This window comes from Streptomyces sp. BK79 (assembly GCF_044142145.1).
Lineage (GTDB): Bacteria > Actinomycetota > Actinomycetes > Streptomycetales > Streptomycetaceae > Streptomyces.
The window spans coordinates 14864-38751 of sequence record NZ_JBHVOC010000033.1 but is presented as its reverse complement, the minus strand read 5'-3'; the positions used below and the strand labels follow the sequence as shown (position 1 = coordinate 38751).

Sequence of the window (23888 nt, the reverse complement as noted above, 5' to 3'; positions counted from 1 at the left end):
GGTGGTGCGGTGGGTGGTTGGAGCGCCGACGGTCCGGGCCGTGAGGGCACCGGGCCGCCGGCGGGTCTCATGCGGTGACCGTGTCCGCCGGGGCGACGGCGGTGTACTCGTCCGCCAGGACCCGGTTGAATGCCCGGTCGACGCGGTCTTTGGCCTCGGACTCCCGGAAGGCGCCGAACTCAGCCCAGTACGCGCGGCCAAGCTCGCGTTCCATCAGCCATTTCGCCTGCACTCGCAGCGTGCGACGGTCGAGCAGGCCCGCGCGGAACTTCGCGGAGAGCAGGCACACCTGCCGGTTGGCTTGTACGAGGAGTGTGTACTTGCCGCTGGACGATGCGTCTGTGTCCGGCGCCCACCATGCGGCACGCAGTTCCTCGTTCGATGCGATCTCGGATAGCCACGCCTGGTGCATCTCGGTTGCGTGCAGGGCCAGCTTCCTGCGGTGGTAGCGCTCGGCTTGCAGGATCTGCACGACGCCGACCGCAGCGAGGGTGAGGACCGCGCAAGAGGTCTTCGAGACTGTGGGCAAGGCACTCTCCTGGTCTGGAAGGGGAAGGGGCGTACAGGCCGACGGTCCGGGCCACGGGGGAGGGGGGAGGCGTCGGACCGCCGGCGGTCTAGGCCGTGAGCGCCAGGAGCTTGTCCAGGTTCACGGGCTTGCAGCCGTGCAGGGAGACCACATCGAGATGGGCCACCGCCCACAGCAGCTTGAGAGACGTGTATGGCAGGAAGGTCAGTCCTCCGCGCCTGGTGGACGGGCGGGGCGCGAGGGTCGCCGGGTCGTGCAGCATCCCGGCGATGCCCCACGGCTCCGGGCGTTCCACGCGGGCGGCGACGGCACCCTCGCGCAGGTGCGGGCAGTCCCGCAGGGCTTCAACGGCGCAGTCCTCGTGGATGGGCGGGGAAGCGGTCTGCTCACCTTCGGTGATGGGCCTGCCCTCCCGTTCGGCCAGGAGGTAGAGGTGAGTTCCGTCCGGGCGGCCGTAGGTCGTTGCTCCGCAGACCTGGCAGAGCTGGCGGTCCATGGCCTGCCGCTGGCGCTGCGAGTTGACTCCGGCGAGGATCGGTGTGCCGGCGCCTCGCACCGCGCCCATGCGCAGCCACAGGATGCCGGCGTGACGGTCGTACAGCCGGTGCTCGTCGGCGTACGCGATGCCGCCGCCCCTGTTGAGCGGGCGCCTCTCGAGCCGGGGCTGTTCCCGGATCTCACCGGTCCAGGGTGCGATGTACGGCACCCGCACGCCCTTCCAAGTGAACGTGGTCGGAATAGCGGTGCTCATGCGCTCACGCCCGCAGGGACGGGCCGGTGCGGGGCAACGATGCGACCGTCCGGGAGGACCTCGCCGGTGTCGTCGAAACGGACGACACCGTTGCACAAAAGCGCCCAGCCCTGTTCGTCGTAGCGGGCCACTATGGCGGCCGCATCACGATCGGCCGCGTGCGCGGTGGGACAGGGGCGTTCGTGCCGGCACATGAAGGTCTTCCTTCCGGACGTGCGAGACGGGTTGGGGCCCTCTTCGGCCGTCCTACGAAGCTGCGGGGGAACAGCCGGAGACAGCCGAAGAGGGGGCGCGGGAGTGGTCGGGCCACGTGCGGCCGTAGAAGGCAAGACGCTCGTCATCGTCCGACCACGTGGCTGGCGGACGGTCGCCCCACTCGACGGCGTAGGCGCTGCGAGGGGCGTCGTGCCACGTGATGCGCAGATCGGGGAACCCGCTGAAGGGCGCCAGAACGTCTCGGACGGCGAGCGCGATGGCAAGGTTGTCAACGCCGAACCATCCGCCGCGCCTGGTCGCGCCCGTTGGCACGGCGAGGAGCGGAATACGGAACACGCGGATGGCGATGCTGGCTGACAGCAGCTCGGGGTCCACGCGGGCACTGAAGTAGTCGAAGTCGTAGGCCTCGGCTGGCGGCATCACGGTGATGGTCGGCTCCGTCACCGAAGTCACGAGGGGCACGGGGCCGCCTCCGCCTCGTCGTCGGGCAGAAGGATCTCCAGTAGATCCTCGGCGACGGAAGCCAGGCGTCGGAGGTATCCGAGCGGACCTCCGGCGGCGTCGGAAACCGGCTGCACCCCGACCTGTCGTGCTCGGGAGACGCGCCGTTCTCGCTCGCGAGGGTCGTTGCCGGGCCGCTCTCTCTCGACGGCGTCGACCAGGACGGCGAGGTGGCCGGGCGAGGTGGCGGTGCCCAGGAAACGTTCGATGAGGGCCGGGATCGCCTCTTCATCCGGGGTGGACTCGTCCCCGACGACGGTCGCGACGTCGTCGAACGCCTTGTCGACGGGAAGGCCCGCGCGGAGCAGCACGGCGATACGTTGCAGGTCCTCTTCCCGCTGCGTCCAGGACGGTCGGCGCCAGCTCGTGCCGGGTTCGCGGATGGCGATGCGCTCTGTGGCTGTCGCGGCAGGCGGCATGGGGTCGGTTCCTTCGGGGGGTGAGGGAGAGGTCACCGCGTTACCACCGAAGCGAGGGGGGTGGGCCTGGCGTGCGCGATGAAGCTGAAGTGGTCGGAGAGCCAGCGCAAGGTCTGTTCGTACGGCTCATCCGCAGTCGACACCGCGGACCGGCCGTCGGTCACCACGCCTTGCGCGAAGCCTCCGCGGAGCTGACGGAGGACCTTCGGCCACTCCTCGCGCGTCCACGGCTGCGTGTCCGTGGTGGCGTCGACGAAGCGACCGACCACATGCCACCCGCGGTCGTGCGCGTATGTCTCTGCAGCTGTGAGGGCGTGGGCCGGTTCGTCCACCATCGTGTTGGCGTACAGGAGGACCTTGTAGGGCGCCTCCGGGAGCGCGATGGCGGCGTCGAGCGTCGAGCGACAGAGCTGGACGAGGCGCGTCTGTCGGTTCGCCGGGATTTGCGGCGGTTCGGTGAAGTCCCACCAGGAGTCGTTGAGGCGACTGCCCGCGGGGGCCGGCCAGTGGGGGGAGGGGATGCCGTCCAGGAAGGCGGTGATCCGCTCGGCGAGGGTCTGGGTGGGGGTGGTCATCTGCCCTGCCTCCCGGTCTCCGGCTCACTGATGGAGGCGAAGAGCTGCCCGCGACGACTCTGCTGCAGGGGGAGGCGGTGCAGAGGCGGGGCTTCCGGGAACCCGGGGGCTGCAGCCGCATCGGCCAGGGCGAGGCGCCGGAAGCGGTCGCTGGCCGTACGGCGCGGGCCGGTCATGACGCGGCCTCCGCCGCCGGTGCCGGGTCGGCCACACGGCGCGGGTAGAGGATCGCGCCGATCTCCTCGTAGAAGGCTTCCATCTGCTCGGCCGTGAGGACGAGCGCCAGGTCTTCGACTCGCTGCGTTCCGCGCATCAAGCTGAGCGGGACAGCGATCCGGCCGGCCTGGGTGTGGTGGAGCGGAGTGCCCTCCGCGCGCTCTACCCGCAGTGCGGGTAAGGATGCGGCGGAGGCCTCATCCGTGGGGTGACCCTTCGTCATGACTCAACAACGTAGGGCCATTTATCGAGGTCGACCCTGAACCCAATTCAGGGCTGACTGGGGTTCAGGGTCGGAACGGCTTGTTCAGGGTCAAGCCGCGATACCCATGTGGGTGGCCACTTTGCGTAGATCATCGCGGAACAGGGGGCGCTCACGCTTGAGCAGGTCGGTCACGGCCTCCCTGACCAGCGGTGAGAAGACGATCTCCTCGGGTGACTGCTCCATCAGCTTGGTGAGTACGTGCACGGTGGCGTAGTCGTCACGCTGGATGCGATTGCAGTTCATGACCTCGATCAGGTACCGCGTACGACGCTCCAACGGCAGCTCGGGGTTGATCTCCACCGTGTCCGCCAGGCGCAGGGCCTCGCTCGCGTTGCCCTCTTCGGCGGTCAAGTGCACCTCGTGCATGGCAACGTTGGTGGGGCCGAAGCAGGTGTGCCAGTCGTTGCGGTCCGAACCGACGCGCTCGGCCGCGGACTTCGCGCCACGGTAGAGATCCCAGGCGGCGGGCCCCTTCGTGGCGCGCACCGCGGCGACGGCTGCCTGCAGATGCAGTGCCCCGTACGCGGACCAGTGTGCTGTGTGCGAGTCGTCGTTGGGGGCGCAGTTGGCGATCGTCGCCCGCGCGAGTTCGACGCTGTCGTGGACTTCGCCGGCGGAGGTGAGGACGCAGGACAGGTTCCAGGCGGCGGCTGCGATGAGAGCGGGGTCGCCGGAATTGTCGGCGAGCGACAGGCCTCGGTCGGCGGCGATGCGGGCCAGGGTCGGTTCCCCGACGCGGCGAAGCCAGATTTGATGGAGCCCGTACAGGCTGACGAGCTGGCGCAGCGCCACGTGCTCGTCCGGGCCTGATGCGTCGCGCAGGGCTGCATGCCCCTGGCGGAGGAGTACGGGGAGGCGCGCGCCTACGTCCTGGTACCGGCCCTTGCACTGGGTCTCGTACACCATCCACGCGTCGGAGACGTCCTTCTTGAAGTCGTCGACGGAGACCGAACCGACAGCAGCGGGCAGCAACGACGAGGGCAGCGACAGTGCACTGCGGATCTCGGGGACGTGCTCGTGCTCTGTGTCTAGGCCGGTTCCGACCCCGGACAGGAACCCGCCCGTGAGGTCTTCGAGGGAGCAGCGCAGAACCCTTGCGAGATCGAAGAGCAGGGACAGCTTGTCGATCGGGATCTGCTCGTGCTCTACCTTGTAGACCCAGTTCTCCGAACGGCCGATCAGCTCACCCAAACCTTTTTGGGCCAGTCCGCGCCGCTCACGGTAGTACTTGACCCGTTGGCCGATAGTGAACAAATCCCGTGCATTTAACATCATTTGGCCTGTCCTCCGCAGGGGTAGGGCGCTCCAAACCAGCGTAGGCCGGTTGGCCGTCCAGAGGGGGGATACTGGATGTCTCTCCCCCTGTGGGAGGGCCCTCAAAGGTCTCTTGCCGAAATCGGCGGGGGACCGCCCTTACGACGCGCGTCTCGCAAGGAGCCCCTCTTGTCCTCCTCCTACCGCGGCCTGATCCTCGACTTCGGCGGAGTCCTCACCACACGCATGCGGCTGAACGGCCAGGCATTCGAACGGTCCGAGGGCCTCGAGCCCGGCGCCTATTTCCACGCCCTCAACGAGAACCCCGAAGGCGTGGCCGTGTACTCGAAGCTCGAAGTCGGAGAGGCCACACAGGAAGACTGGAACCAGGTGATCGGCGGCATCCTCGGCATCGACCCCACCGACCTGATGCGCAGGGCGCTCGCTCACCTCCGCCCCGAGCCAGCCATTGTGGCGGCTGCGGATCGCGCTCGCGCTGCCGGGATCAAGGTGGCGATGCTCTCCAACAGCTTCGGCCTGGAGCCCTACAACCCGTACGAGGCGTTGGGCATGTGGGAGGACGCGTTCGACGCGGTGATCCTGTCCGAGCGGGAAGGTGTCCGGAAACCGTCGGCGTTCATCTACCAGCGGGCGCTCGATGCGCTGGGGCTGGAGGGGCCGGAGTGCGTGTTCGTCGACGACCACGCCGAGAACCTGCCGCCGGCTGAAGCACTGGGAATCCGGACCATCCACCACACGACGGACCCAGAAGGGACGGCCGCGCAGCTCGACGCACTGCTGGAGCGCGCGACGGCCGCCTGATCTACGACAGCCGCAGAGAGGCAGCCGCTCGGCGATGCCGTACGAGTCCACGCGCAGCGCGCGGATGTCGGCGCTGAGCGGTCCGATCTCGCGGTGCGCGTCGACGACGGCGAACGCTCCGCGCTCGCGGACAATCTCGGGCGGGGCCTGCCGCTCGGGGAAGAACCGGGATTCGAAGGCGAACTTCGCCAGCCCGTGGGAGGGCTTGCCGTGCAGTTCTCCGGTCAGGAAGTGATCGACCACCCGGCGGGCCGCGCTGTCGGGTACGCCCGCGGCCGCGCAGATCCGGGTCATCAGGTCCTCGAGTTCGGCGATTGGCACCTGTACGCTCGCCGGTTCGGACGGCGCCGGGCCGCAGGTGGGAGTGGCGGTGTCGGACATGGTTCTCCGTTCGGCGGTGGCAGGAGAAGGAGGTGGGGGAGGGAGCGTGGTTCAGGTGCGGGTGCGGAAGCGGTGTCAGGTCATGACGGAGCGCAACTGCCCCTCTCGCTCGGCACAGCGGGCCGGAGGACGAAAGCAACCTGCTCGGCGCGTCGCCGGGTGAGCGCGGCGACGAAGGTGTCGGCGCGTCGGTGGGGGAGGAGGCCCAGCCGGGCAGCGCCCAGCTGGCCCACGCCTCGGCATCGGCCGCCGGGGTGCCGGCATCGTTCAGCTGCGCGAGCAGGAAGCTGGCGCTGAGACCCCCGGTGCCGCGCCCGGGCCACGCTGTGTCCAGCAGGCAGGCGCTGTCGTCGCCCTGGACGAGGATGGTCCCTTCGTTCAGATCGGTGTGCACGAACCGGTCGCCGACCAGCAGGCCGAGTTCCAGGCCGGCACCGAGGTGCGCCCAGCGGTCCTCGGCCCGAAGTGTGGCGGCGACGGGAGCCGGCAAGACCGCGAGGCGTCGCAGCGCGCGGGCGGCGTCACGGCACGCCGAGCCCGGCGACAGGTCGGCGGCCCGGCCCGAAGTGCTGGAACAGCAGCCCCCGCCAGGCGTCGGCGGTGCCGTGGCGCAGCAGCCTGGGCGCGAGCGCGCGGGTATGAGGCGTGCCTTGGTGCCCAGGGCGGGCGCGTACCGGTGGGACAGCGGAATGGCATCGAGGAACAACCGGCGCCCGGGAACGTCTAGGGACAAGGGTAGCCGGGCGGTCCTGCCCGCCGCGGCCTCGACGGTGTCGAGGACCGGCCCGGCAGCGGCCTCGACGGCAGTGCGCAGCGGCTGCGGGACGCCGCTGCACACTGCGGACACGGCGAGGGCGGGCAGGCCGGGCACGAGATTTATTAGGCACCTCCTGATCCGGATCGCTGCGGGATAGGGGGAAGGAGAGCGCGGACCCGGCCCCGGGCGCGTGCCGGGTCCGCGCGCGGTGCGGGTTAGGGCTGGCGGGCGGCCATCCGGTCCAGGACGAGGTGCCCGCGCGTCACGAGCTCGTCGTGGTTCTTGGAGAGGCCGTTGCGCAGGTAGGACACGCCGAGGCGGACGGTCAGCAGATGTAGCAGGCGGTCCTCCTCGGCCGTCAGCGGCCGGCCGTAGCCTGTGAAGTACGCCTCGCGCAGCTCCGGGCGGACGGACCAGATAGCGCCGCACAGCCACACGAACTCGGACGCGGCGACGCCGTGCGCGGCCATCGCGAAGTCGATGAGACCGTGACGGGCGGTGGCCTCGTGGTACAGCCAGTTCCGGGTCTCGTAGTCGCCGTGCCGGTAGACCAGCGGCAGATGCTCGGCGAGGCCGGGGAGTTCCATCGACGCGGCCTTGACCAAGGCAAGCCGGTCGGCGGCCAGGTAGGGCGCGACATCCTCCAGGCAGTCGGCGGCCTCACGGGCCTTGTCCTCCATGTCGGAACGCACCGCGGCGCGGTCCGCGGCCGTGCCGGGCTCGGACGCGTCGTGCCAGCGGCGCAGCAGCCGCCCGGCGGCCTCGTACAGGCGCAGCTCGATGCTGGCTTCCAGGGGCAGGTCTCGTACGACGCGGCCGGGCAACGGCGTGCTGAGGATCGCGCGCAGGCCCGGGTCGCAGGCCAGCAGTCGCGGCGCCTCCTTCTTGCTCAGGTGTGCCGCGGTGAAGGCGTATCCGGCGACTTCGCGCTCGAAGTCGAGGTCGCTGGGGCTGATCTTCACGTAGGCGTCCCGGTCGGCCGCGCTCACGCGCCACACGAGGGAGGTGCTGCGCGGCCAGGAACGGTCCTCGTTCGCGTCCAGGCCGGGCAGGTGGCCGGCGACCCAGTCGCGCAGCTCGGGAGGGAAGGGCTTGGCGGTCGGCATGAAGGTAGGTCTCCGAAGGTGCGTGGAGCGGGTGGATGCGGTGGGGCGGTACACGCGGGTGCCAGGGGTGCGCCGCGGTTCCTGCCGGTTCAACGGCCAGATGATGAGCGGGGTGCGAGGGTCAGAGGTAATTGGCAAGCCACGGCTCCCGGTCGGCGGTGGCGGCCAACAGGCGGGCGAGGACGGAGTCCCCCCGTGCAGACCCCCCATCGCGGCGGCAGCCAGGCTGCGGTAGCCGCCGGCGTACCAGAGCGAGAACTGCCCCATCGTCAGCGTGACTGCGGCGGTACGGCCACGCTGCTCGCCGCCGAGGGTGAGGCGGGCGCTGCCGGCGCTGATGCTCAGGGTGTGGCGGCCGATGCCGGCGCCATCCAGGTCGGCCAGGTCCAGCACGAACTCGTCCTCCAGGTCCCCGGGCCAGCCGCATAGCTCGACGGCGCGGGCGGGGTCAAGGACGCGCAGCATCCACGGACGCCAGGCCCTGGCCGTCGCCGTGCCGACGCTCACGAGGCGCTGCTGCAGCAGCGGGCCAGGCGGCAGGCCGGTGCGCTCGAACACCACGGTGGGGATGCGGCCATGGTGCCGTCCGAGGAAGGCGAGCATCGCGTCGGAGGTCGGAGCGTCGGCGGCCCAGAAGTCGTGGACGACAAGCTGCCGGCCGTCCGGGGTGCGCCGCGTCGCCACCGTCAGGACGCCGCTCGGCTCCCGCCCGTGCCCGGCGAACGCGTAGGTCTCCAGGTCCGGATGCCGTTCCTGCTGCCAGGTACCCCACCACGAGGGGCGCTGCCACGGGCCGTTCCACCGCCCGGCCAGCCGATCCCGCAGGGCCGCGAGCTGCGCGCTGTCGCCGTGGGTGATCTCCATCGTGTCGGCGGTGGCCTGCTTGAGGGCGACGGTCGGCACCGTCCAGGAGAACACCTGCGCCGGGGCCTCCCAGCCCAGCCGCCGCACGTAGCCGTTGGAGGCCGTCCACAGCGTGGCAAGGACCGCGCCCTGATCCTGCAAGGCGCGCACCCTCTCCTGAGCGAGGCGGGCGGCGAGGCGGCCGCCGCGCTCCTCCGGGGCGACGCAGCCGCAGCCCATGCTCCCGGCGGATACCGGCCGACCACCGAACCACTGCGGCACGAGCCCTTCACCGCCGCCCGCTGCCATGTCGGAACTGATGCCCCAGGCGTGAGCCCTGGCCGTCAACTGAACACACTGCCGCGCCAGTTACCTTCTGGAAAGCCCTCGGAAGCGAGGCGATCACCTTTCGCACACGATCGCTCCAGAACCGCACCCCGGGGGGTCACAGCACGTCGCTCATCGTGACAGTGTGAGACCTGATCAGTCGTGAGGTTCAACGAGGGGGGAGTGGGACGTGGCTGCGGGGACGGGTGAGGCGCCTCAGCTGACCCGGGTACATCGCGTTCTTATCGGCGTGGTCGTCTTCGGCGCCGTCGTCATCGCGGGGATCGGTTTCGCGGGTTCGTACGCGGCGGTGCGGGAACTGGCGCTGGACAAGGGCTTCGGGAACTTCAGCTACGTCTTCCCGATCGGCATCGACGCGGGTATCTGCGTGCTGCTGGCGCTGGACCTGCTGCTGACGTGGATCCGCATCCCCTTCCCGCTGCTGCGGCAGACGGCGTGGCTGCTGACGGCGGCGACGATCGCGTTCAACGGGGCCGCCGCCTGGCCCGACCCCCTCGGCGTCGGCATGCACGGGGTGATCCCCGTCCTGTTCGTGGTCTCGGTCGAGGCCGCCCGGCACGCGATCGGCCGGATCGCCGACATCACCGCCGACAAGCACATGGAGGGCGTCCGCCTCACCCGCTGGCTGCTCTCCCCGGGGCCGACGTTCCTGCTGTGGCGCCGGATGAAGCTGTGGGAGCTGCGTTCCTACGAGCAGGTGATCAAGCTGGAGCAGGAGCGCCTGGTGTACCAGGCGCGGCTGCGCTCGCGGTTCGGCCGCGGCTGGCGCCGCAAGGCCCCCGTCGAGTCCCTGATGCCGCTGCGCCTGGCCCGCTACGGCGTCCCCCTGGCGCAGACCGCCCCGGCCGGCCTGGCGGCCGCCGGCATCGAGGAGCCACCGGTCCTCTTCACTGTCGAACGGATCCCCGCACCCGCCGACCAGCCCGACAGCATCACCCCCAGCGGAGCACCGGATGACGGGCCGACGCCGGCGGAGATCTCGCGGGCACGCCCTGCACAGCATCTGGCAGCGGCGCCCGAGCGACCGCACGGTGCGGCGGCCGCCGGCGGGGAAGGCGCCGAGCGGTTCGCCGACGCCTACCAGGCGTTCCTCGCGCGCTACCGGGTCGAGCCGACGCCCATGCAGTGGGCTTCGTGGCTCCGCGACACGTACGGCATCACCACCGCGGCAGGCAACCCCCTCGCCGACGACCAGGTACAACCCCTCCTCCTGGCCCTCCGGCAGCGCTACGCGGCGCCGGCCGGGGAGCCGCGGGACTTTGATGAGCCGGAGCCGGCCGATGCTTCCGTCGACTGGTACGACTACTTCCACAGCGCCTGGCGCGCCTACGCCGATGAGCATGGCGCCTTTTCGGATGCTGACGCTTTGGCGGCGTTCGTCTACCAGCGGGATGCCGTCACGGGTGACGGCGGCCGCCCCATCACCGGCGACGATCTGGCCGACTTCGTCGACCGTTTCCAGGAACAGGAGTCCGCCGGCGGACAGGATGCCGAAGCACCGGCCGATGAGCCCTTCGGACAGGACGCGGACGGAGCCACCGCACCACAGGAGCCCGAGACGGCCCCAGCGGGGGCTCAGGCCGCCAAGGAGAGGCGCAGCCTTCGGGTGGATGCGCTCATCGACGAGCCGACGCCGGGACCGGACGCTGCGACAGCGGGGAGTGCCGTCCTGACCACGGCCGACCGCTACTACCTCGGATGGATGGAGTACCAGGCCGAGCACGGTGTCGAACCCACAGCCGAGGAACTGTCCGCCCACCTCGCACAGCACGGCATACACGGACGCGGGGGCAAACCGGTCAGCCCGGCGAACCTGCGCCGCTACTTCCTGCCCTCCCGCGTCTACAACGTCTGGGCCAAACACCGGACGACCACAGAGAACCCCGGCGCGGACACCGTCGCACGGCACTGCGCAGCCCAGGGAATCACCGGCCAGTACAACAAACCCATCACCACCGCCTACGTCAACGAGCACGCCGACGAATTCGAGCGGCGCTGGCAGATCCTCATCCGTCACCACTCCGACTCCCAGCACTGATCCCGCGGCCGTTCCGCGGACGAGGCGGCGCGCCCATGTGGTCGCTGCGGATCACCTCGGATGCCACCTGCAGACCAGATCACCAAGAATGATGAGAGTGTGGAGGCCCCGCGTTGCTTGAGGGCTCGCGCGACGGGGATGAGGGCCTTTGCCGTCGGCGGTGCTGCGCACCTGCGGCCTTCACGGGTAGCACAGGCTCCCGCAGCTCCCGGCTGCCTGCTCCTGGTGGCGGCCGGGCGCGGCGCGACGAACCGTGCGGCCACGTGCTCGTCGTGGGTTTACCAGCCGTCCTCGTTCGCTCGATGCGGTCGCAGAACAGTTCGGCCGGTGCCCGGGACCGCTTCTGAGGCGTGCTGTTTGCCCTCTTCAGCAGCTGCGGTCTGGTCGGGTGTAGGCGCCATCGCCGAGGGCGGTCACGTACGGAGCGTGCGTCCGGACGAGATGTCAGAAACCGGTGCCCCCAGGCAGGTCGCTGGACACGTGAGCGCAGCCAACTCGGCCCTGCCTGCTCGCACTCCGGTGGCTCCTTGCGACCGATCACTCACCCGAGGCCGGTCAACGGTCCTATGGACCGTGTCCAGGCCCGCAGCGGGCCGCGTCCTGGGCCTCGCGTGATGGGGCGCTGAGTGCGCCGCCGATCGCTCCGAACGTTCCGGGCTCTGTGGCTGGGTTGGTGAACGTGTGGTGCCTGGTGGCGGTTCCGAAATGGTGGATGGTGTCTAAGCCGGTCCTCTTCACCCTTCCTTTTCCCTTGCTTCATATTCGTCTTGATTGACTTCACTGTTCGGTCAACAGGAATTCATAGTTCCGGCCCCACTGCCTCCTAACTTGACGGGGTCACAGCAAGATCACAGTCGGGGATGGCTGGCGGGGGGCGGGGATGTTTCGTGGCGGGCGCGCGCGTGGGAGTTCGGGAAGACCGGTCGGGGCGGTAGCTGTCGGTGTGGCGGTTGCCGTAGCGGTCGGCCTGCTGCCGCTGGGTGCGCTCCCTGCCGGTGCGGTGAGCCCTGCGGTCCGGCAGGAGTCCACCGGGGCGGGGCAGAGTGCTGGTGCCGCGACCGAGGCGGAGGCGCTGGCTGAGGCGGGGCGCACGGGCCGTGACGTGGAGGTTCTTGCTCTGCGTGGCGAGTCTTCCGAGGTGTATGCCACGCCGGAGGGCACCCTGGAGGCCCGTGAGCATCTGCGGCCGGTACGCACCCGTGTCGACGGTGAGTGGCGGGCGGTCGACACGCGGCTCGCCGCGCTCGGCACCGGCCCGGACCAGGGCATGGTCGCGCCCGCCGCGGCGACGGTCGGTCTGGCGTTCTCGGGCGGCGGCGACGGGCCGCTGGTGCGGTTGGAGCGGGGCGGACGGACGCTGGAGCTGTCGTGGCCCGGGGAGGTCCCCGCTCCGGTTCTGGACGGGGACACGGCCACCTACCCCGACATCCTTCCCGACGTCGACCTGCGCCTCGCCGCGCGGCCCGATGGCTTCACTCAGCTCCTGGTCGTCAAGACGGCCGAGGCGGCGCGCAGCGAGGAACTCGATCGGCTTCGGCTGCGGCTTGGGGCGGACGGGCTCCAGACGCGGGAGACCGCGGAAGGCGGTCTTGAAGCGGTCGACGAGGGGGCGGGCGGCGTCGTGTTCGAGGCGCCGCGCCCGATGATGTGGGACTCCAGCACCGGCGCCCAACCGGACGCCGGTTCCGCGGCCCCTGCGCCGGCCGCGGACTTGGCTTCGGCCGTGACTGCCAAAACCGCCCAGGCCGTCGGCACCGATGCCGGGACTGCGGAGGCGGAGCCCACGGCCGCCGATTCGGGGCGGCTGGCCCCGGTCGGTGTCGAGGTGTCGTCCGGCGGTGACGAGCTGGTGCTCACCCCGGACCAGGACCTGCTGGCAGGTTCCGGGACCGTGTACCCGGTCTTCATCGACCCGCAGTGGTACTCACCGCGTGGCACTGCCTGGACGGTAGCCTCCAAGTACTGGGCTTCGTCGCCGCAGTGGAAGTTCAACGGCGATCCAGATGCGGGCCTGGGCTACTGCGGCTGGAACTACTGCCAGCCGCAGGACACGAAGCGGCTCTTTTACCAGATCCCGACGACCAAGTTCGCGGGCCGCAGCATTCTGTCCGCCGAGTTCGTTGTCCGCGAGACACACGCCGCGTCCTGCCAGGCCCGTGAGGTGCAGCTCTGGCGCACCAAGGGCATCAACTCCGGTACCACCTGGAACAGTCAGAACGCCTCCGGTTTCTGGGTCGACCACCTGCAGACCCGCAGCTTCGCCCACGGCTACGAAGGCTGTGCCGCGGCGGACGCCGAGTTCGATGTGAAGGGCGCTGTCGCCCAGGCGGCGGCCGGCAAGTGGTCGACTCTCACTTTCGGCCTGCGGGCCACCAGTGAGGACGACCGCTACACGTGGAAGCGTTTCTCCGACGACGCTTACCTGCGGGTGCAGTACAACCGGCCGCCGCCGAGGATCAGCACCGGCAAGCTCACGATGGACCCGGGCGGCCCTTGCGCGACCAGCTCCGGCGCGGTGCGGGTGCGCTCCCGGGCGACCGTGCGGGCCAGTGACGTGACCGACCCGGACGGTGACCGTGTCCAGGTGCAGTTCCGTGCGCTGTGGGACAGCGGCGACGGCTTCAAGCAGCGCTGGATCTCCGCGAAGAGCACCGCCAAGGCCTCCGGTTCGGACTTCTCCGTCCAGCTGCCCACGTCTGTGCCGCAGAACAAGACGGTCTCCTGGGAGGCGCGGGCCTGGGACGGAGGCCAGTGGTCGCCGTGGAGCGCGGACAAGGCGCACGGCTGCTATTTCGTCTACGACACCTCCGTACCCGCCGGTCCTTCGATCAGCTCGACGCACTACCCGCGTTCCGACGCCGCCGACCCGCAAGACCCCTGGTGGGACGGTGTCGGCCGCTACGGCACCTTCACCATCGACTCCTCCTCCACGGACGTCACCAAGTACTGGTTCGGCGTCAACGGCTCGCCCACCAGCGCCCGCTCGCTGACCACCTCGGGCGGCGGCACCAAGACGATGAAGTTCATGCCGACCAAACCCGGCGTCAACTTCATCACGGCCAAGGCTTTCGACGCCGCGGGCAACGGCTCCGAGACCCGCACGTACTACTTCCGGGTCCGGTCCGGCCAGCCCGACCGGCTGTCCTGGCCGCTTGACGAGGACGCCGGTGCGACCCGTGTCACGGGCTCCGGTGGAGACTGGCCCGCCGCGCTGTACGGCGGCCTGCGGCCCGGCGCTGCGGGGGTGACGGGCAACGGCCTGGAGCTGGATGGCACCGACGACTACGCGGCCAGCGACTCCCCGGTCCTCAACACCGCCAAGAGCTTCTCGGTGTCGTTGTGGGCGAAGCTGCCCGCCGCACCGTCCGGCGCACCGGTCGCCGTCGCCCAGGCGGGCTCCAGCACCAGCGGCTACGAGGTGTACTACTCGGTGGCGCTCGGCGGCTGGCAGTTCCTCAAGCACACCGTAGACGGGGCCGGCACCACCACGCTGCGGGCCGGCCAGCCCGCCTGCCCCAGCGGTGACAGCACCTGCCAGGCCGACCGCGTCAACCGGTGGACCCACCTCGTCGCCGCCTACAACGTTCCAGCCCAGACCATGAAGCTGTACGTGGACGGCGCGCTCGTCGCCACCACCCCGGCCACGACCACCGCGTGGGACGCCCGCGGCCGCACCCTGATCGGCGCCGCCTCGCACTACGGGACCGTCTCCAACTTCTTCAAGGGCTCCGTGGACGAGGTCCAGTTCTTCGACTACCAGGTCACCGACGGCCAGGTCACCCAGCTCGCCGAGCACCGCCCGGTCACCTCAGCGCGGCCCGCCAAACTGGTGTTCCCGCTGGACGAGACCACCGACGCCGTCGCGCTGAAAGGCCGGGCCCAGGAGGTGCCCGCCGAGCTGAAGGGCGGCACCGTCAGCGGCGCCAGCGGGATCGCCGGCAAGGCCCTGCAGTTCGACGGGGTCGACGACTACGCGACCACCGGCCGGCCGATCATGGACACCTACCAGAGCTTCGCGGTCTCCGCCTGGGTGAAGCTGCCCAAGGACAAGGAGGCTCGGGCCATGTCTGCGGTCGCCCAGTCGAGCACGGTCAACCCGGGCTTCGAGCTGTACCATTCCACGGCCCTGGGCGGCTGGGTGTTCATGCGGGAACAGAGCAACGAGACCGACTCCACAGTGGTCCGTGCCACCCAGACCGCATGCCCGGCCAATACCTCCTGCGCCGCCGCCCGGCACGGAGAGTGGAATCACGTCGTTGGTGTCTACGACCTCGACGCCGCGCAGATCCGGCTCTACGTCAACGGCACCCTCGCGGCCTCCGAGGCCTTCACCACGCCCTGGCTGGCCGTCGGCGAGGTTTCCCTCGGAGGCACCTACCACGCAGGCAAGCTGATCAGCCCGCTCAAGGGCGCCATGGACGACGTACGCCTCTACGACCGGGCCGTCTCCGACGATGAGGTGCGCCAGCTGTTCCGCCAGCACCCGGTGGTCAAGAGCCGCTGGAAGTTCGAGACCGCGTCCACGGCCACGCCGCCGCTCACGCCGGACTCCGGACCCGCCGGCGCAGGCCTGACCCTCAACAAGGGCGCCGCGCTCGGTGACCCCTGGGTCGACGGCGGCCTCACCCTCGACGGCATCGACGACTACGCTGCCACCGCGAGCGGTGTCGTTCCCGTCGACACCAGCGCCAGCTTCACCGTCAGCGCGTTCGCCCACACAGCGGGCGTACCCACCCGTGAGGCCGCGCTGCTCAGCGCACCCGGCGCCGTGAAGGACGCTTTCTCCCTGCGGTACGTGCCCTCCGACACCCCGGACAGCGACGGCGGACGCTGGCGCATCGGCACCACCGCCGCCGACACCAGTACAGCCGAGTCCGTACAGGTGGACAACGGGCGGTTCCACGGCCCGGAGGACTGGACGCACCTGGCGTTGGTCTACGACGGCTTCGCACGGGAGCTGAGGCTCTACGTCAACGGTGAGCTGGAGGAGGTCGCTTGCCCGGACACCGACGAGGACGGCGCGCCCGACGTGGCCGGCTGCACCGACCGGGTCTCGTACTCCGAGAACGCCGTCACCTTCAAGGCCGTGCAGTCGCTGCAGCTCGGCCGAGACCGGGGCGGCGCCTACTTCCCCGGCGCCATCTCGGACCTGTGGACCTTCCAGGGTGCCCTGGACGACACGCAGATCCAGCAACTGGCGATCGGTCAGCCGGGCACGCCCACGACCGTCCCGGACAACGGCTGACCGCCACCCGCGGAGCGGGTCCCGCCGCCGCGGCAGCGGTGGCGGGACCGCCCGCACCTTGGGCCGTGCTCGCCCGCTCTGACCGACCCGCACGACACCCCATACGCACCCCACCCGGGTTGCCTCCTGCGAGGGATGAAGGACGAGGATGAACGGTAGACCGCGGACGCGAGTCCGTGCCCTGCGCCGCCGCGTCGCCCTGGCCTCGGCCACGGTTTTGATCGGCACCCTGCTCCAGGCAGTAGCGCAGCCCGCGACCGCCGCCGACCGCGGCACCGGCCGCCCCGACCTGCCCGCCTCCGCCACACCGGTGTCCGTCGAACCGGTCACCGTCACCCCCCGCACGGCCATGAAGGGGCCCCGCACCCCCGCGCAGGCCCCACGCGCCACATGGCCAAGGACCGCCACGGCCACCGTCAACCTGCCCGACTCCTCCTCCGCAGTCGTCCCCGCGAAGGGCATGCCCCTCGCGGTGGGCGGCACCCGGGCCCCCGACACGGTGCGCGCCCGCTTCCTGGACCGCGCGACGGCACAGCGAGCCGGAACCGACGGCCCGGTGTTCACCCTCCAGGCGGCTGACCCGGCCCACACACAGAGCTCCACGGTCCGCGCCCGCCTCGACTACTCCACATTCGCCGGGTCCTTCGGCGGCGGTTACGCCGACCGACTGAATCTGGTCCGGCTACCGGCCTGCGCGCTCACCACCCCGGCGAAAACGGCCTGCCGTACGGCGACGCCCGTCGAAACCGTCAACGACACCGAACGCCAGACCCTCACCGCAGAGCGCCTCCCCCTCCAGGGCACCGGCGTCACCGTCCTCGCGGCCGTCGCCGAAGACGCCAGCATGGGCGGCGACTACAAAGCGACCCCGCTCGCACCGTCCGCGCAGTGGAGCACAAACCTGAACACTGGCGACTTCGCCTGGTCGTACGAGATGCCCGTGCCGAAGGTACCCGGCGAGCTGACGCCGAGCGTCGGCCTGTCCTACTCGTCCGGGGCGATCGACGGCCGCACCGGTAACTCCAACAACCAGGGCTCCTGGGCGGGCGACGGGTTCGACCTGTGGCCCGGATCCATCGAGAGACGCTACAAGTCCTGCGCCGACGACGGCGTCGAGCGAGCCGACGGCGGCAAGCCCGCCGACCAGTGCTGGGCCTACGACAACGCCTTCATCTCCTTCAACGGCAAGGGCGGCGAACTCGTACCGACCGGCACCGACACCTTCCGGCTCCGCGACGACGACGGCACCAAGATCCAGCGCCTGCGCGGTTCCGCCACGGACGTACGCGACAACGGAGCGCGCAACGACGAGTACTGGAAGGTCACCACACCCGACGGAGTCCAGTACTACTTCGGCTACAACCGGCTGCCCGGCTGGGCCACCGGCAAGGAGACCACCGACTCCACCTGGACCGCCCCGGTCTTCGGCGACGACACCAACGAGCCCTGCCACGCCGCCGCCTTCGCCGACTCCTGGTGCCAGCAAGGCTGGCGCTGGAACCTGGACTACGTCGTCGACCCGCACGGCAACGCCATCGCTTACTACTACGACAAGGAGTGGAACTCCTACGGCCGCAACCTCGACGAGAAGGCCAACACCCGCTACGTGCGCGGCGGCTCCCTCGACCGGATCGAATACGGCCTGAAGTCCACCTCCATGTACACGGCGCAGGCCCTGGCCAAGGTCGACTTCACCAGCGGCGAGCGGTGCCTGCCCGACACGAACACCACCTGCACCGACATCGGCAAGGACGCCGCCTACTGGTACGACACCCCCTGGGACATGAACTGCGAGGCCGCAGCCACCTGCGACCAGGGCCGGCTCGCCCCGGTGTTCTTCACCCGCAAGCGGCTCACCCAGGTCGACACCCAGGTACTCAAGGCCGGCGCCTACAGCGCGGTCGATTCCTGGAAACTCGGCCACCGCTGGGGCATGGCTGACACCGACTACCAGCTGCTGCTGGAATCCGTGCAGCGCACCGGGCACACCGGCACCCCAGCCATCACCCTGCCGAAGACCACCTTCACCTACGCCCAGCTCGCCAACCGCCTTGACCGCACCGGCGACGGGTACGCCCCCTTCATCAAAGAACGCCTGGCCACCGTCGCCGACGAGGCCGGCGGCCAGATCGATGTCGGATACTCGGCACCCGCCTGCACTGCGGACGCGCTGCCGACCCCGCAGACCAACACCACCCGCTGCTTCCCCCAATACATCGGCGGCAGCAGCACCGACGACCCGGACCTGCACTGGTTCAACAAATACGTCACCTCCACGGTGACCCGCACCGACCGCACCGGCGGCGCCCCGGACCAGGTCACCGCCTACGAGTACCTGGACGGCGCCGCCTGGCACTACGACGATGACGACGGCCTGACCAAAGAGAAGTCCAAGACCTGGTCGCAGTGGCGCGGCTACGGCCACGTCCGGGTCAAGACCGGCGGCCAAGGCGACGCCACCGCGATGCGGACCCAGAACGACACCTACTACCTGCGCGGCATGAACGGCGACCGCAAGGAACCCGCGGGCGGCACCAAGTCCATCAGCGTCACGCTGGACACCGGCGAGGGCGAGCCCATCACCGACCACGAATCAGCGGCCGGCTTCGCATACAGGACCGTCGGTTACTCCGCGCCCGGTGGCCAGGTCCTCACCAAAACCGTCAACCGCCCCTGGCACCACCAGACCGCCGAACGCGTTCGGGACTGGGGCACCATCACCGCCAACCTCACCGGCACCGCACAGAGCCGGACCTGGACGTCACTCGACAACGGCGCCGGCGCCAAGTGGCGCACGACCACCACACAGACCACCTTCGACCCAGCCACAGGCCGCATCACCCAGACCGACGACCGCGGTGATGACGCCGTCACCACCGACGACACCTGCACCCGCACCTCCTACCCCGCGGCCGGCGCGATCATGACGCTGCCCGCCCGGGTGGAGAAGGTCGCCAAACCCTGCGCCACCACCCCGGACCGCACCAAAGACGTCATCTCCGACGTACGCACCGCCTACGACGGCCTCGCCCACGACGCGGCACCCACCAAGGGCGACCCCACAGCGACCGCCCTGCTCAAGGCCCACGACGGCACCACCGCCACCTACACCGAGAACGCCGCCACCTACGACAGCTACGGCCGCAAACTCACCACCAAAGACCTCAGCGCCACCCTCACCGTCAAGGCCGGAGTTCTCACCCGCACTGCCCGCACCGACGGCCGCACCACCACCACCGCCTACACACCGACCACCGGCTTCCCCACCTCCGCGAAAGTCACCACACCACCGGTAACACCGAGCGACAGCACCACCTCCCACTCCGAGACCACCACGCACGACCCGGCACGCGGCGTGCCACTGACCCAGACCGACACCAACGGCAAGGTCACCCAGTTCGCCTACGACGCACTGGGCCGCAAGTCGAAGATCTGGCTCGCCGACCGCACCACCTCCGACGTCCCCACCTACGAGTACACGTACACGGTCGCCGAGAATCAGCCGATCGCGGTCGGCACCAGAACCATCGGCAACAACGGCGCCCAGATCACCTCCTACGTCCTCTACGACGGCCTCCTGCGCCCCCGCCAGAGCCAGAACCCCGGACCCGACGGCGGACGCCTGATCGCCGACACCTTCTACGACGAACGCGGCCTCACAGCCAAGGAGTTCGCGCCCTACTACGCCACCACCAAACCCTCCACCACCCTCGTCGAGCCCAAGGACGCCCTCGGTGTGGAGACCCAGAACCGCTACACCTACGACGGCCTCGGCCGGCAGACCGAACACCGGCAGATCTTCGGCAACGGCGACGGCGGCAAAGTCCTGGGCATCACCCGCACCCTGTACGGCGGCGACCGCACCACAGTGATCCCGCCCGCCGGCGGCACCGCCGTCACCACACTCACCGACGCCCACGGCCGCACCACCGAGATGCGCCAGCACCACCAGCGCGCCGCCGAGTCCACCTACGACACCACGACCTACGCCTTCACCCCTGCAGGATCCCTGTCCAAGGTCACCGACCCGGCCGGCAACGAATGGACCTACGACTACGACCTGCTCGGGCAGCTCACACTCGCTAAGGACCCCGACAAGGGCACACTGAAGTACTTCTACGACGACCGCGGCAGGATGACCTCCACCCTGGACGCCCGAGGCACCTCACTGGCCTACGGCTACGACGGACTCGACCGCAAAACCGAACTCCGCACAGGCTCCGCCACCGGACCGCTGCGCGCCAAGTGGACGTACGACACGGTCACCGGCGCCAAGGGACACCTCGCCGAGTCCACCCGCTACGACACCGACGGCCAGGCCTACACCTCCAAGGTGCTCGGCTACGACCGGCTCTACCGGCCACTGCGGACCTCGGTGACCATCCCGGCCACCACCGCTAACCAAGGACTGTCCGGAACCTACCTGTCGACGGCCGACTACAAGGAATCGGGCCTGATCGGCGGCATCGGCCTGCCCAAGGCGGGCGCGCTGGCCGCCTCCACCATGGCCTACACCTACCAGGACGACACCCTGTGGCCCACCGCCGTAAACGGCCGCGAGGGCATCAAAGCGACGGCATCCCACGACCTGACCGGCAAGCCCCTGCAGTACGAGCTGTCGAACACGGGCGGCAAGAAGACCTGGGTCACCAACGAGTACGAGCCCGGCACCCAGCGCCTGGCCTACACCCGCGTCGACCGCCAGGACGTGGCAGGCGTCGACCAGGCCTCCACCTTCCGCTACGACGAGGCCGGCAACGTCCTCGCCGTCTCCGACACCTCCCGCTCCGGCACCGACACCCAATGCTTCACCTATGACCACCTGCGCCGCCTGACCGAGGCGTGGACCCAGCCCACCGCTGCCTGCGCGAGCACGCCCAGTGCCCCAGTGCTCGGCGGCCCGGCCCCCTACTGGACGTCGTACGGCTACGACAAGACCGGCAACCGCAGCACAGAGGTCGAGCACGACGTCACCGGTAACACCACCAAGGACGTCACCAGCACCTACGGCTACCCCACGCCCGGCGCCACCACAGTCCGCCCGCACGGACTGAAGACCGTCACCCGCTCCGGCAACGGCGTCACCGCCGGCGACTCCTACACCTACGACGCCGCCGGCAACACCGACACCCGCACCCTCGGCGACGGCACCACCCAGGACCTCGACTACGACGCCGAGGGGCGCCTCGCCAAGGTCACCGAACCCATCGAGGGCGGCTCCCCGAAGGTCACCGCATACCTCTACGACGCCGACGGCAACCGGCTGATCGCCCGGAGCCCGACCGAAACCACCCTCTACCTGGGGTCCACCGAGATCACCGTCGCCAAGGGCACCACCACGCCCAAGGCGACCCGGTACCTCGACCTGGGCGGCGGCCACCTCGCCGTCCAGGAGGACGACGGCACGGTCACCTTCACCACCGCCGACCACCACGGCACCGCCCTGCTCGCCATCGACGCCGCAACCCAGAAACTTACCCAACGCCGCGTCACCCCCTTCGGCGGCAGCCGCGGAGAGGAACCAGTCGACTGGCCAGGTACCAAGGGCTTCGTCGGCGGCACGCAAGACGTCGCTACCGGACTGACCCACCTCGGCGCCCGCGAGTACGACCCGGCGACGGGCCGCTTCCTGTCGGTCGACCCGATCATGGACCTGACCGACCCGCAGCAGATCAATGGTTACACGTACAGCAACAACAACCCGCTGACCTTCTCCGACCCGTCCGGCCTGTACTGCGACGGGTGCAGCGTCGACAACCCGGATTCCGTCTGGGCGCCCGGCAACGGCCACGGCCCGGGCTGCACCACGTACGCCTGCTACAGCGACGACGGCCAGGACATCCTCTACTACACCGGCGGCAGCAAGAGCAACGATCAGGGCACTGGCAAGAAGTCCTCCACCTCGCCAGGCAAGACGATCAACGTCACGGAGAAGAAGGGCGAAATCTGGATCGAAAAAATTCGGGTCCCCTCCGCGCGCGAACTGGAGGCGATGTACCCGCAGTACGACGAGAGAGACCGGATCGAGGCGTGGGCGGAGCGCAAGTGCTTCACGCTGGACGCCAACACCGAGTCGTTCTGCGGTGCCGCGGAAGCGCTCGGCATTGTCGAACACGAAGTGACCATGTTCGACAAGATCGTCCTGGCACTCGTCACCCCTGACATCGACGCCTGGAAGAGCTGCCTGAGCGGCGACAGCGTCAAGGCCTGCGGCTCAGCGGCGCTCGACCTGCCCTGGGCCCGGGTATTCAAGGGTGCCAAGGTCCTGAAGTCTTGCAACAGCTTCATTCCCGGAACCGAAGTACTGATGGCGGACGGCAGCACCAAGCCCATCGAGGACGTCCGTATCGGGGACGAGGTCATGGCGGCGGACCCGGCGACCGGCGAGGCTGTGGCCCGGACGGTCACCGCCGAAATCACCGGCGAAGGGCTGAAGAACCTGGTCACCCTGACCCTCGCCGTGGACGGCGAGAAGGTGCAGATCACCGCGACTGCCGGCCACCCGTTCTGGATTCCCGCTCTCGACCGCTGGCTCGACGCGGGCGAACTGACTACCGGCCAGGAACTGCGCACCAACGCAGGTGGCACCGTGCGTGTCACGGCTGTACGCCACAGCCAGGTTCCGGCAGCAGTCCACAACCTCACCGTCGCCCACCTGCACACGTACTATGTGCTGGCGGGTAAGACTCCGGTCCTCGTTCACAACAGCAACTGTATCCACGCTTCAGTTGCCTATCAGGACTGGGCGACGAAGGGTGCCCACATCCACATCGGGAAGAGCGAAGTTCGAATCTTCCCGAACGACAAGGGTGGAATTGGGGCCGAAGCAATTAGACTGAGAAGCGGAACGGCGAGCCCGAAGGAAGTTCAAAAAGTTCTGGACGAGATTCACTCGAATCCTGCCCTGAGGGCTGACATCATCGCAAAGGCTACATCTGCGCGCACCAGTATGAATGCCGGAGAATTCGGGATGCAATCCAATCGTGCCGCAGAGATGCATTTCCTTATCAAGAACTTGGAGAAACTCGGGTGAGTGCCTTTCAATTCTTGGTCGAGGTCCTTAAGTCTGGGGCCGTCCAAGGGCTCGGGCTGGATGCGCGGCCTGACGCTTGGGAAGCGAAGCTTGGCTCCGGGTACATAGACGACGTGCGCAAGGGTCGAATGCGTCGTGACTACGGGCTAGTGGAGCTCTCGTTCTTCAAGAAGGGCGAGATTTGGCAGTGCTTCGAGGTGAGCTTGCAAGTTCACAGGCTGGCCAAAGACATTCCCGACGTTGTGCCGAGTTCCCTAATTGAGGAATACGGGGAAATGGAGTCGAGGGTTCGGTTCAGCGACCTCCAGGCGAACGCTACTGCCGAAGGTCTCCAAGTCGCACAGATCAGTGACCGTGGTCGTCATTTTCACTCCAGATTTTCGGTGATGGAGTCGAGGGCGATCGTGCACGTCCTGGAGACTGACTCTGGAGACAGCTTGCGGCGGGGTGATATTTGGTCGGTCTCTCTGGCCCGGGATTTCACCGCGCGAGCAGCTCCGATCTCGTGAGGGATCTCAGGAGATCCCAATAGCAAACCTGAAGCCCCGCCAGGTGACACCTGGCGGGGCTTCAGCGTGCTCTGACGGCA

13 protein-coding genes and 2 pseudogenes are annotated in these 23888 nt (G+C 69.3%); 5 read left to right on the top strand and 10 right to left on the bottom strand.

What is annotated here, in order from left to right; translation table 11 throughout:
* Positions 1-67 precede the first annotated feature (67 nt).
* The 8 genes from ACFIF2_RS32460 to ACFIF2_RS32425 all read right to left on the bottom strand — a co-directional run bounded on the left by ACFIF2_RS32460 (position 68) and on the right by ACFIF2_RS32425 (position 4726).
* Entirely contained in the window at positions 68-529 is a 462-nt protein-coding gene (locus ACFIF2_RS32460; RefSeq protein WP_395576860.1) for a DUF6082 family protein, read from the bottom strand.
* An 88-nt stretch (positions 530-617) separates the two neighbouring features.
* Positions 618-1280 (bottom strand): hypothetical protein, encoded by a 663-nt coding sequence (locus ACFIF2_RS32455; protein WP_395576859.1) that lies wholly within the window; start codon positions 1278-1280, stop codon positions 618-620.
* A complete protein-coding gene (locus tag ACFIF2_RS32450) occupies positions 1277-1474 on the bottom strand; it encodes a DUF5999 family protein (RefSeq protein ID WP_395576858.1) in 198 nt (65 codons plus the stop codon). Before ACFIF2_RS32450 ends, ACFIF2_RS32455 begins: the two co-directional genes overlap by 4 nt.
* A 52-nt stretch (positions 1475-1526) precedes the next feature.
* Positions 1527-1958: a DUF6302 family protein gene (locus ACFIF2_RS32445; protein ID WP_395576857.1), complete on the bottom strand. Its 432-nt coding sequence runs from the start codon at positions 1956-1958 to the stop codon at positions 1527-1529.
* Positions 1946-2416, bottom strand: coding sequence for a DUF6415 family natural product biosynthesis protein (locus tag ACFIF2_RS32440; RefSeq protein WP_395576856.1), 471 nt, complete (start codon positions 2414-2416; stop codon positions 1946-1948). Before ACFIF2_RS32440 ends, ACFIF2_RS32445 begins: the two co-directional genes overlap by 13 nt.
* Positions 2417-2448: 32 nt before the next feature.
* Positions 2449-2991: a hypothetical protein gene (locus ACFIF2_RS32435; protein ID WP_395576855.1), complete on the bottom strand. Its 543-nt coding sequence runs from the start codon at positions 2989-2991 to the stop codon at positions 2449-2451.
* Between the two features lie 172 nt (positions 2992-3163).
* On the bottom strand, positions 3164-3430 hold the full coding sequence (locus ACFIF2_RS32430) for a hypothetical protein (RefSeq protein ID WP_395576854.1): 267 nt from the start codon (positions 3428-3430) through the stop codon (positions 3164-3166).
* Between the two features lie 90 nt (positions 3431-3520).
* Positions 3521-4726 (bottom strand): helix-turn-helix domain-containing protein, encoded by a 1206-nt coding sequence (locus ACFIF2_RS32425; RefSeq protein WP_395576853.1) that lies wholly within the window; start codon positions 4724-4726, stop codon positions 3521-3523.
* A 189-nt stretch (positions 4727-4915) separates the two neighbouring features.
* Here ACFIF2_RS32425 and ACFIF2_RS32420 point away from each other — a divergent pair, with 189 nt between their 5' ends.
* Positions 4916-5548 carry an HAD-IA family hydrolase gene (locus ACFIF2_RS32420; RefSeq protein WP_395576852.1) on the top strand — a complete coding sequence of 211 codons (633 nt, stop codon included), beginning with the start codon at positions 4916-4918 and terminating at the stop codon, positions 5546-5548.
* A gap of 78 nt (positions 5549-5626) precedes the next feature.
* Here the strand turns inward: ACFIF2_RS32420 and ACFIF2_RS32415 are convergent.
* Both ACFIF2_RS32415 and ACFIF2_RS32410 read right to left on the bottom strand, forming a co-directional pair.
* Positions 5627-5929: pseudogene (locus ACFIF2_RS32415) on the bottom strand (Ldh family oxidoreductase); the annotation flags it as partial.
* A 972-nt stretch (positions 5930-6901) separates the two neighbouring features.
* On the bottom strand, positions 6902-8944 hold the full coding sequence (locus tag ACFIF2_RS32410; RefSeq protein WP_395576851.1) for a phosphotransferase: 2043 nt from the start codon (positions 8942-8944) through the stop codon (positions 6902-6904).
* Positions 8945-9152: 208 nt separating this feature from the next.
* Here ACFIF2_RS32410 and ACFIF2_RS32405 point away from each other — a divergent pair.
* From ACFIF2_RS32405 to ACFIF2_RS32390, 4 genes and pseudogenes are all read left to right on the top strand, one after another.
* Positions 9153-9864, top strand: a pseudogene (locus ACFIF2_RS32405) (DUF2637 domain-containing protein); the annotation flags it as partial.
* 2100 nt (positions 9865-11964) lie between these two features.
* Complete coding sequence (locus tag ACFIF2_RS32400) at positions 11965-16266, top strand: LamG-like jellyroll fold domain-containing protein (protein WP_395576850.1); 4302 nt, start codon at positions 11965-11967, stop codon at positions 16264-16266.
* A 148-nt stretch (positions 16267-16414) separates the two neighbouring features.
* A complete protein-coding gene (locus ACFIF2_RS32395) occupies positions 16415-23299 on the top strand; it encodes a polymorphic toxin-type HINT domain-containing protein (protein WP_395576849.1) in 6885 nt (2294 codons plus the stop codon).
* Positions 23296-23808, top strand: coding sequence for a hypothetical protein (locus ACFIF2_RS32390; protein ID WP_395576848.1), 513 nt, complete (start codon positions 23296-23298; stop codon positions 23806-23808). The genes ACFIF2_RS32395 and ACFIF2_RS32390 overlap by 4 nt, the downstream gene beginning before the upstream one ends.
* Positions 23809-23888: the final 80 nt, after the last annotated feature.

Excerpts from the sequence above, each read along its gene's own strand:
- ACFIF2_RS32455 (WP_395576859.1), bottom strand. The coding sequence starts at position 1,280 with ATGAGCACCGCTATTCCGACCACGTTCACTTGGAAGGGCGTGCGGGTG.
- ACFIF2_RS32450 (WP_395576858.1), bottom strand. The coding sequence starts at position 1,474 with ATGTGCCGGCACGAACGCCCCTGTCCCACCGCGCACGCGGCCGATCGT.
- ACFIF2_RS32440 (WP_395576856.1), bottom strand. The coding sequence starts at position 2,416 with ATGCCGCCTGCCGCGACAGCCACAGAGCGCATCGCCATCCGCGAACCC.
- ACFIF2_RS32435 (WP_395576855.1), bottom strand. The coding sequence starts at position 2,991 with ATGACCACCCCCACCCAGACCCTCGCCGAGCGGATCACCGCCTTCCTG.
- ACFIF2_RS32430 (WP_395576854.1), bottom strand. The coding sequence starts at position 3,430 with ATGACGAAGGGTCACCCCACGGATGAGGCCTCCGCCGCATCCTTACCC.
- ACFIF2_RS32410 (WP_395576851.1), bottom strand. The coding sequence starts at position 8,944 with ATGGCAGCGGGCGGCGGTGAAGGGCTCGTGCCGCAGTGGTTCGGTGGT.
- ACFIF2_RS32395 (WP_395576849.1), top strand. The coding sequence starts at position 16,415 with ATGAACGGTAGACCGCGGACGCGAGTCCGTGCCCTGCGCCGCCGCGTC.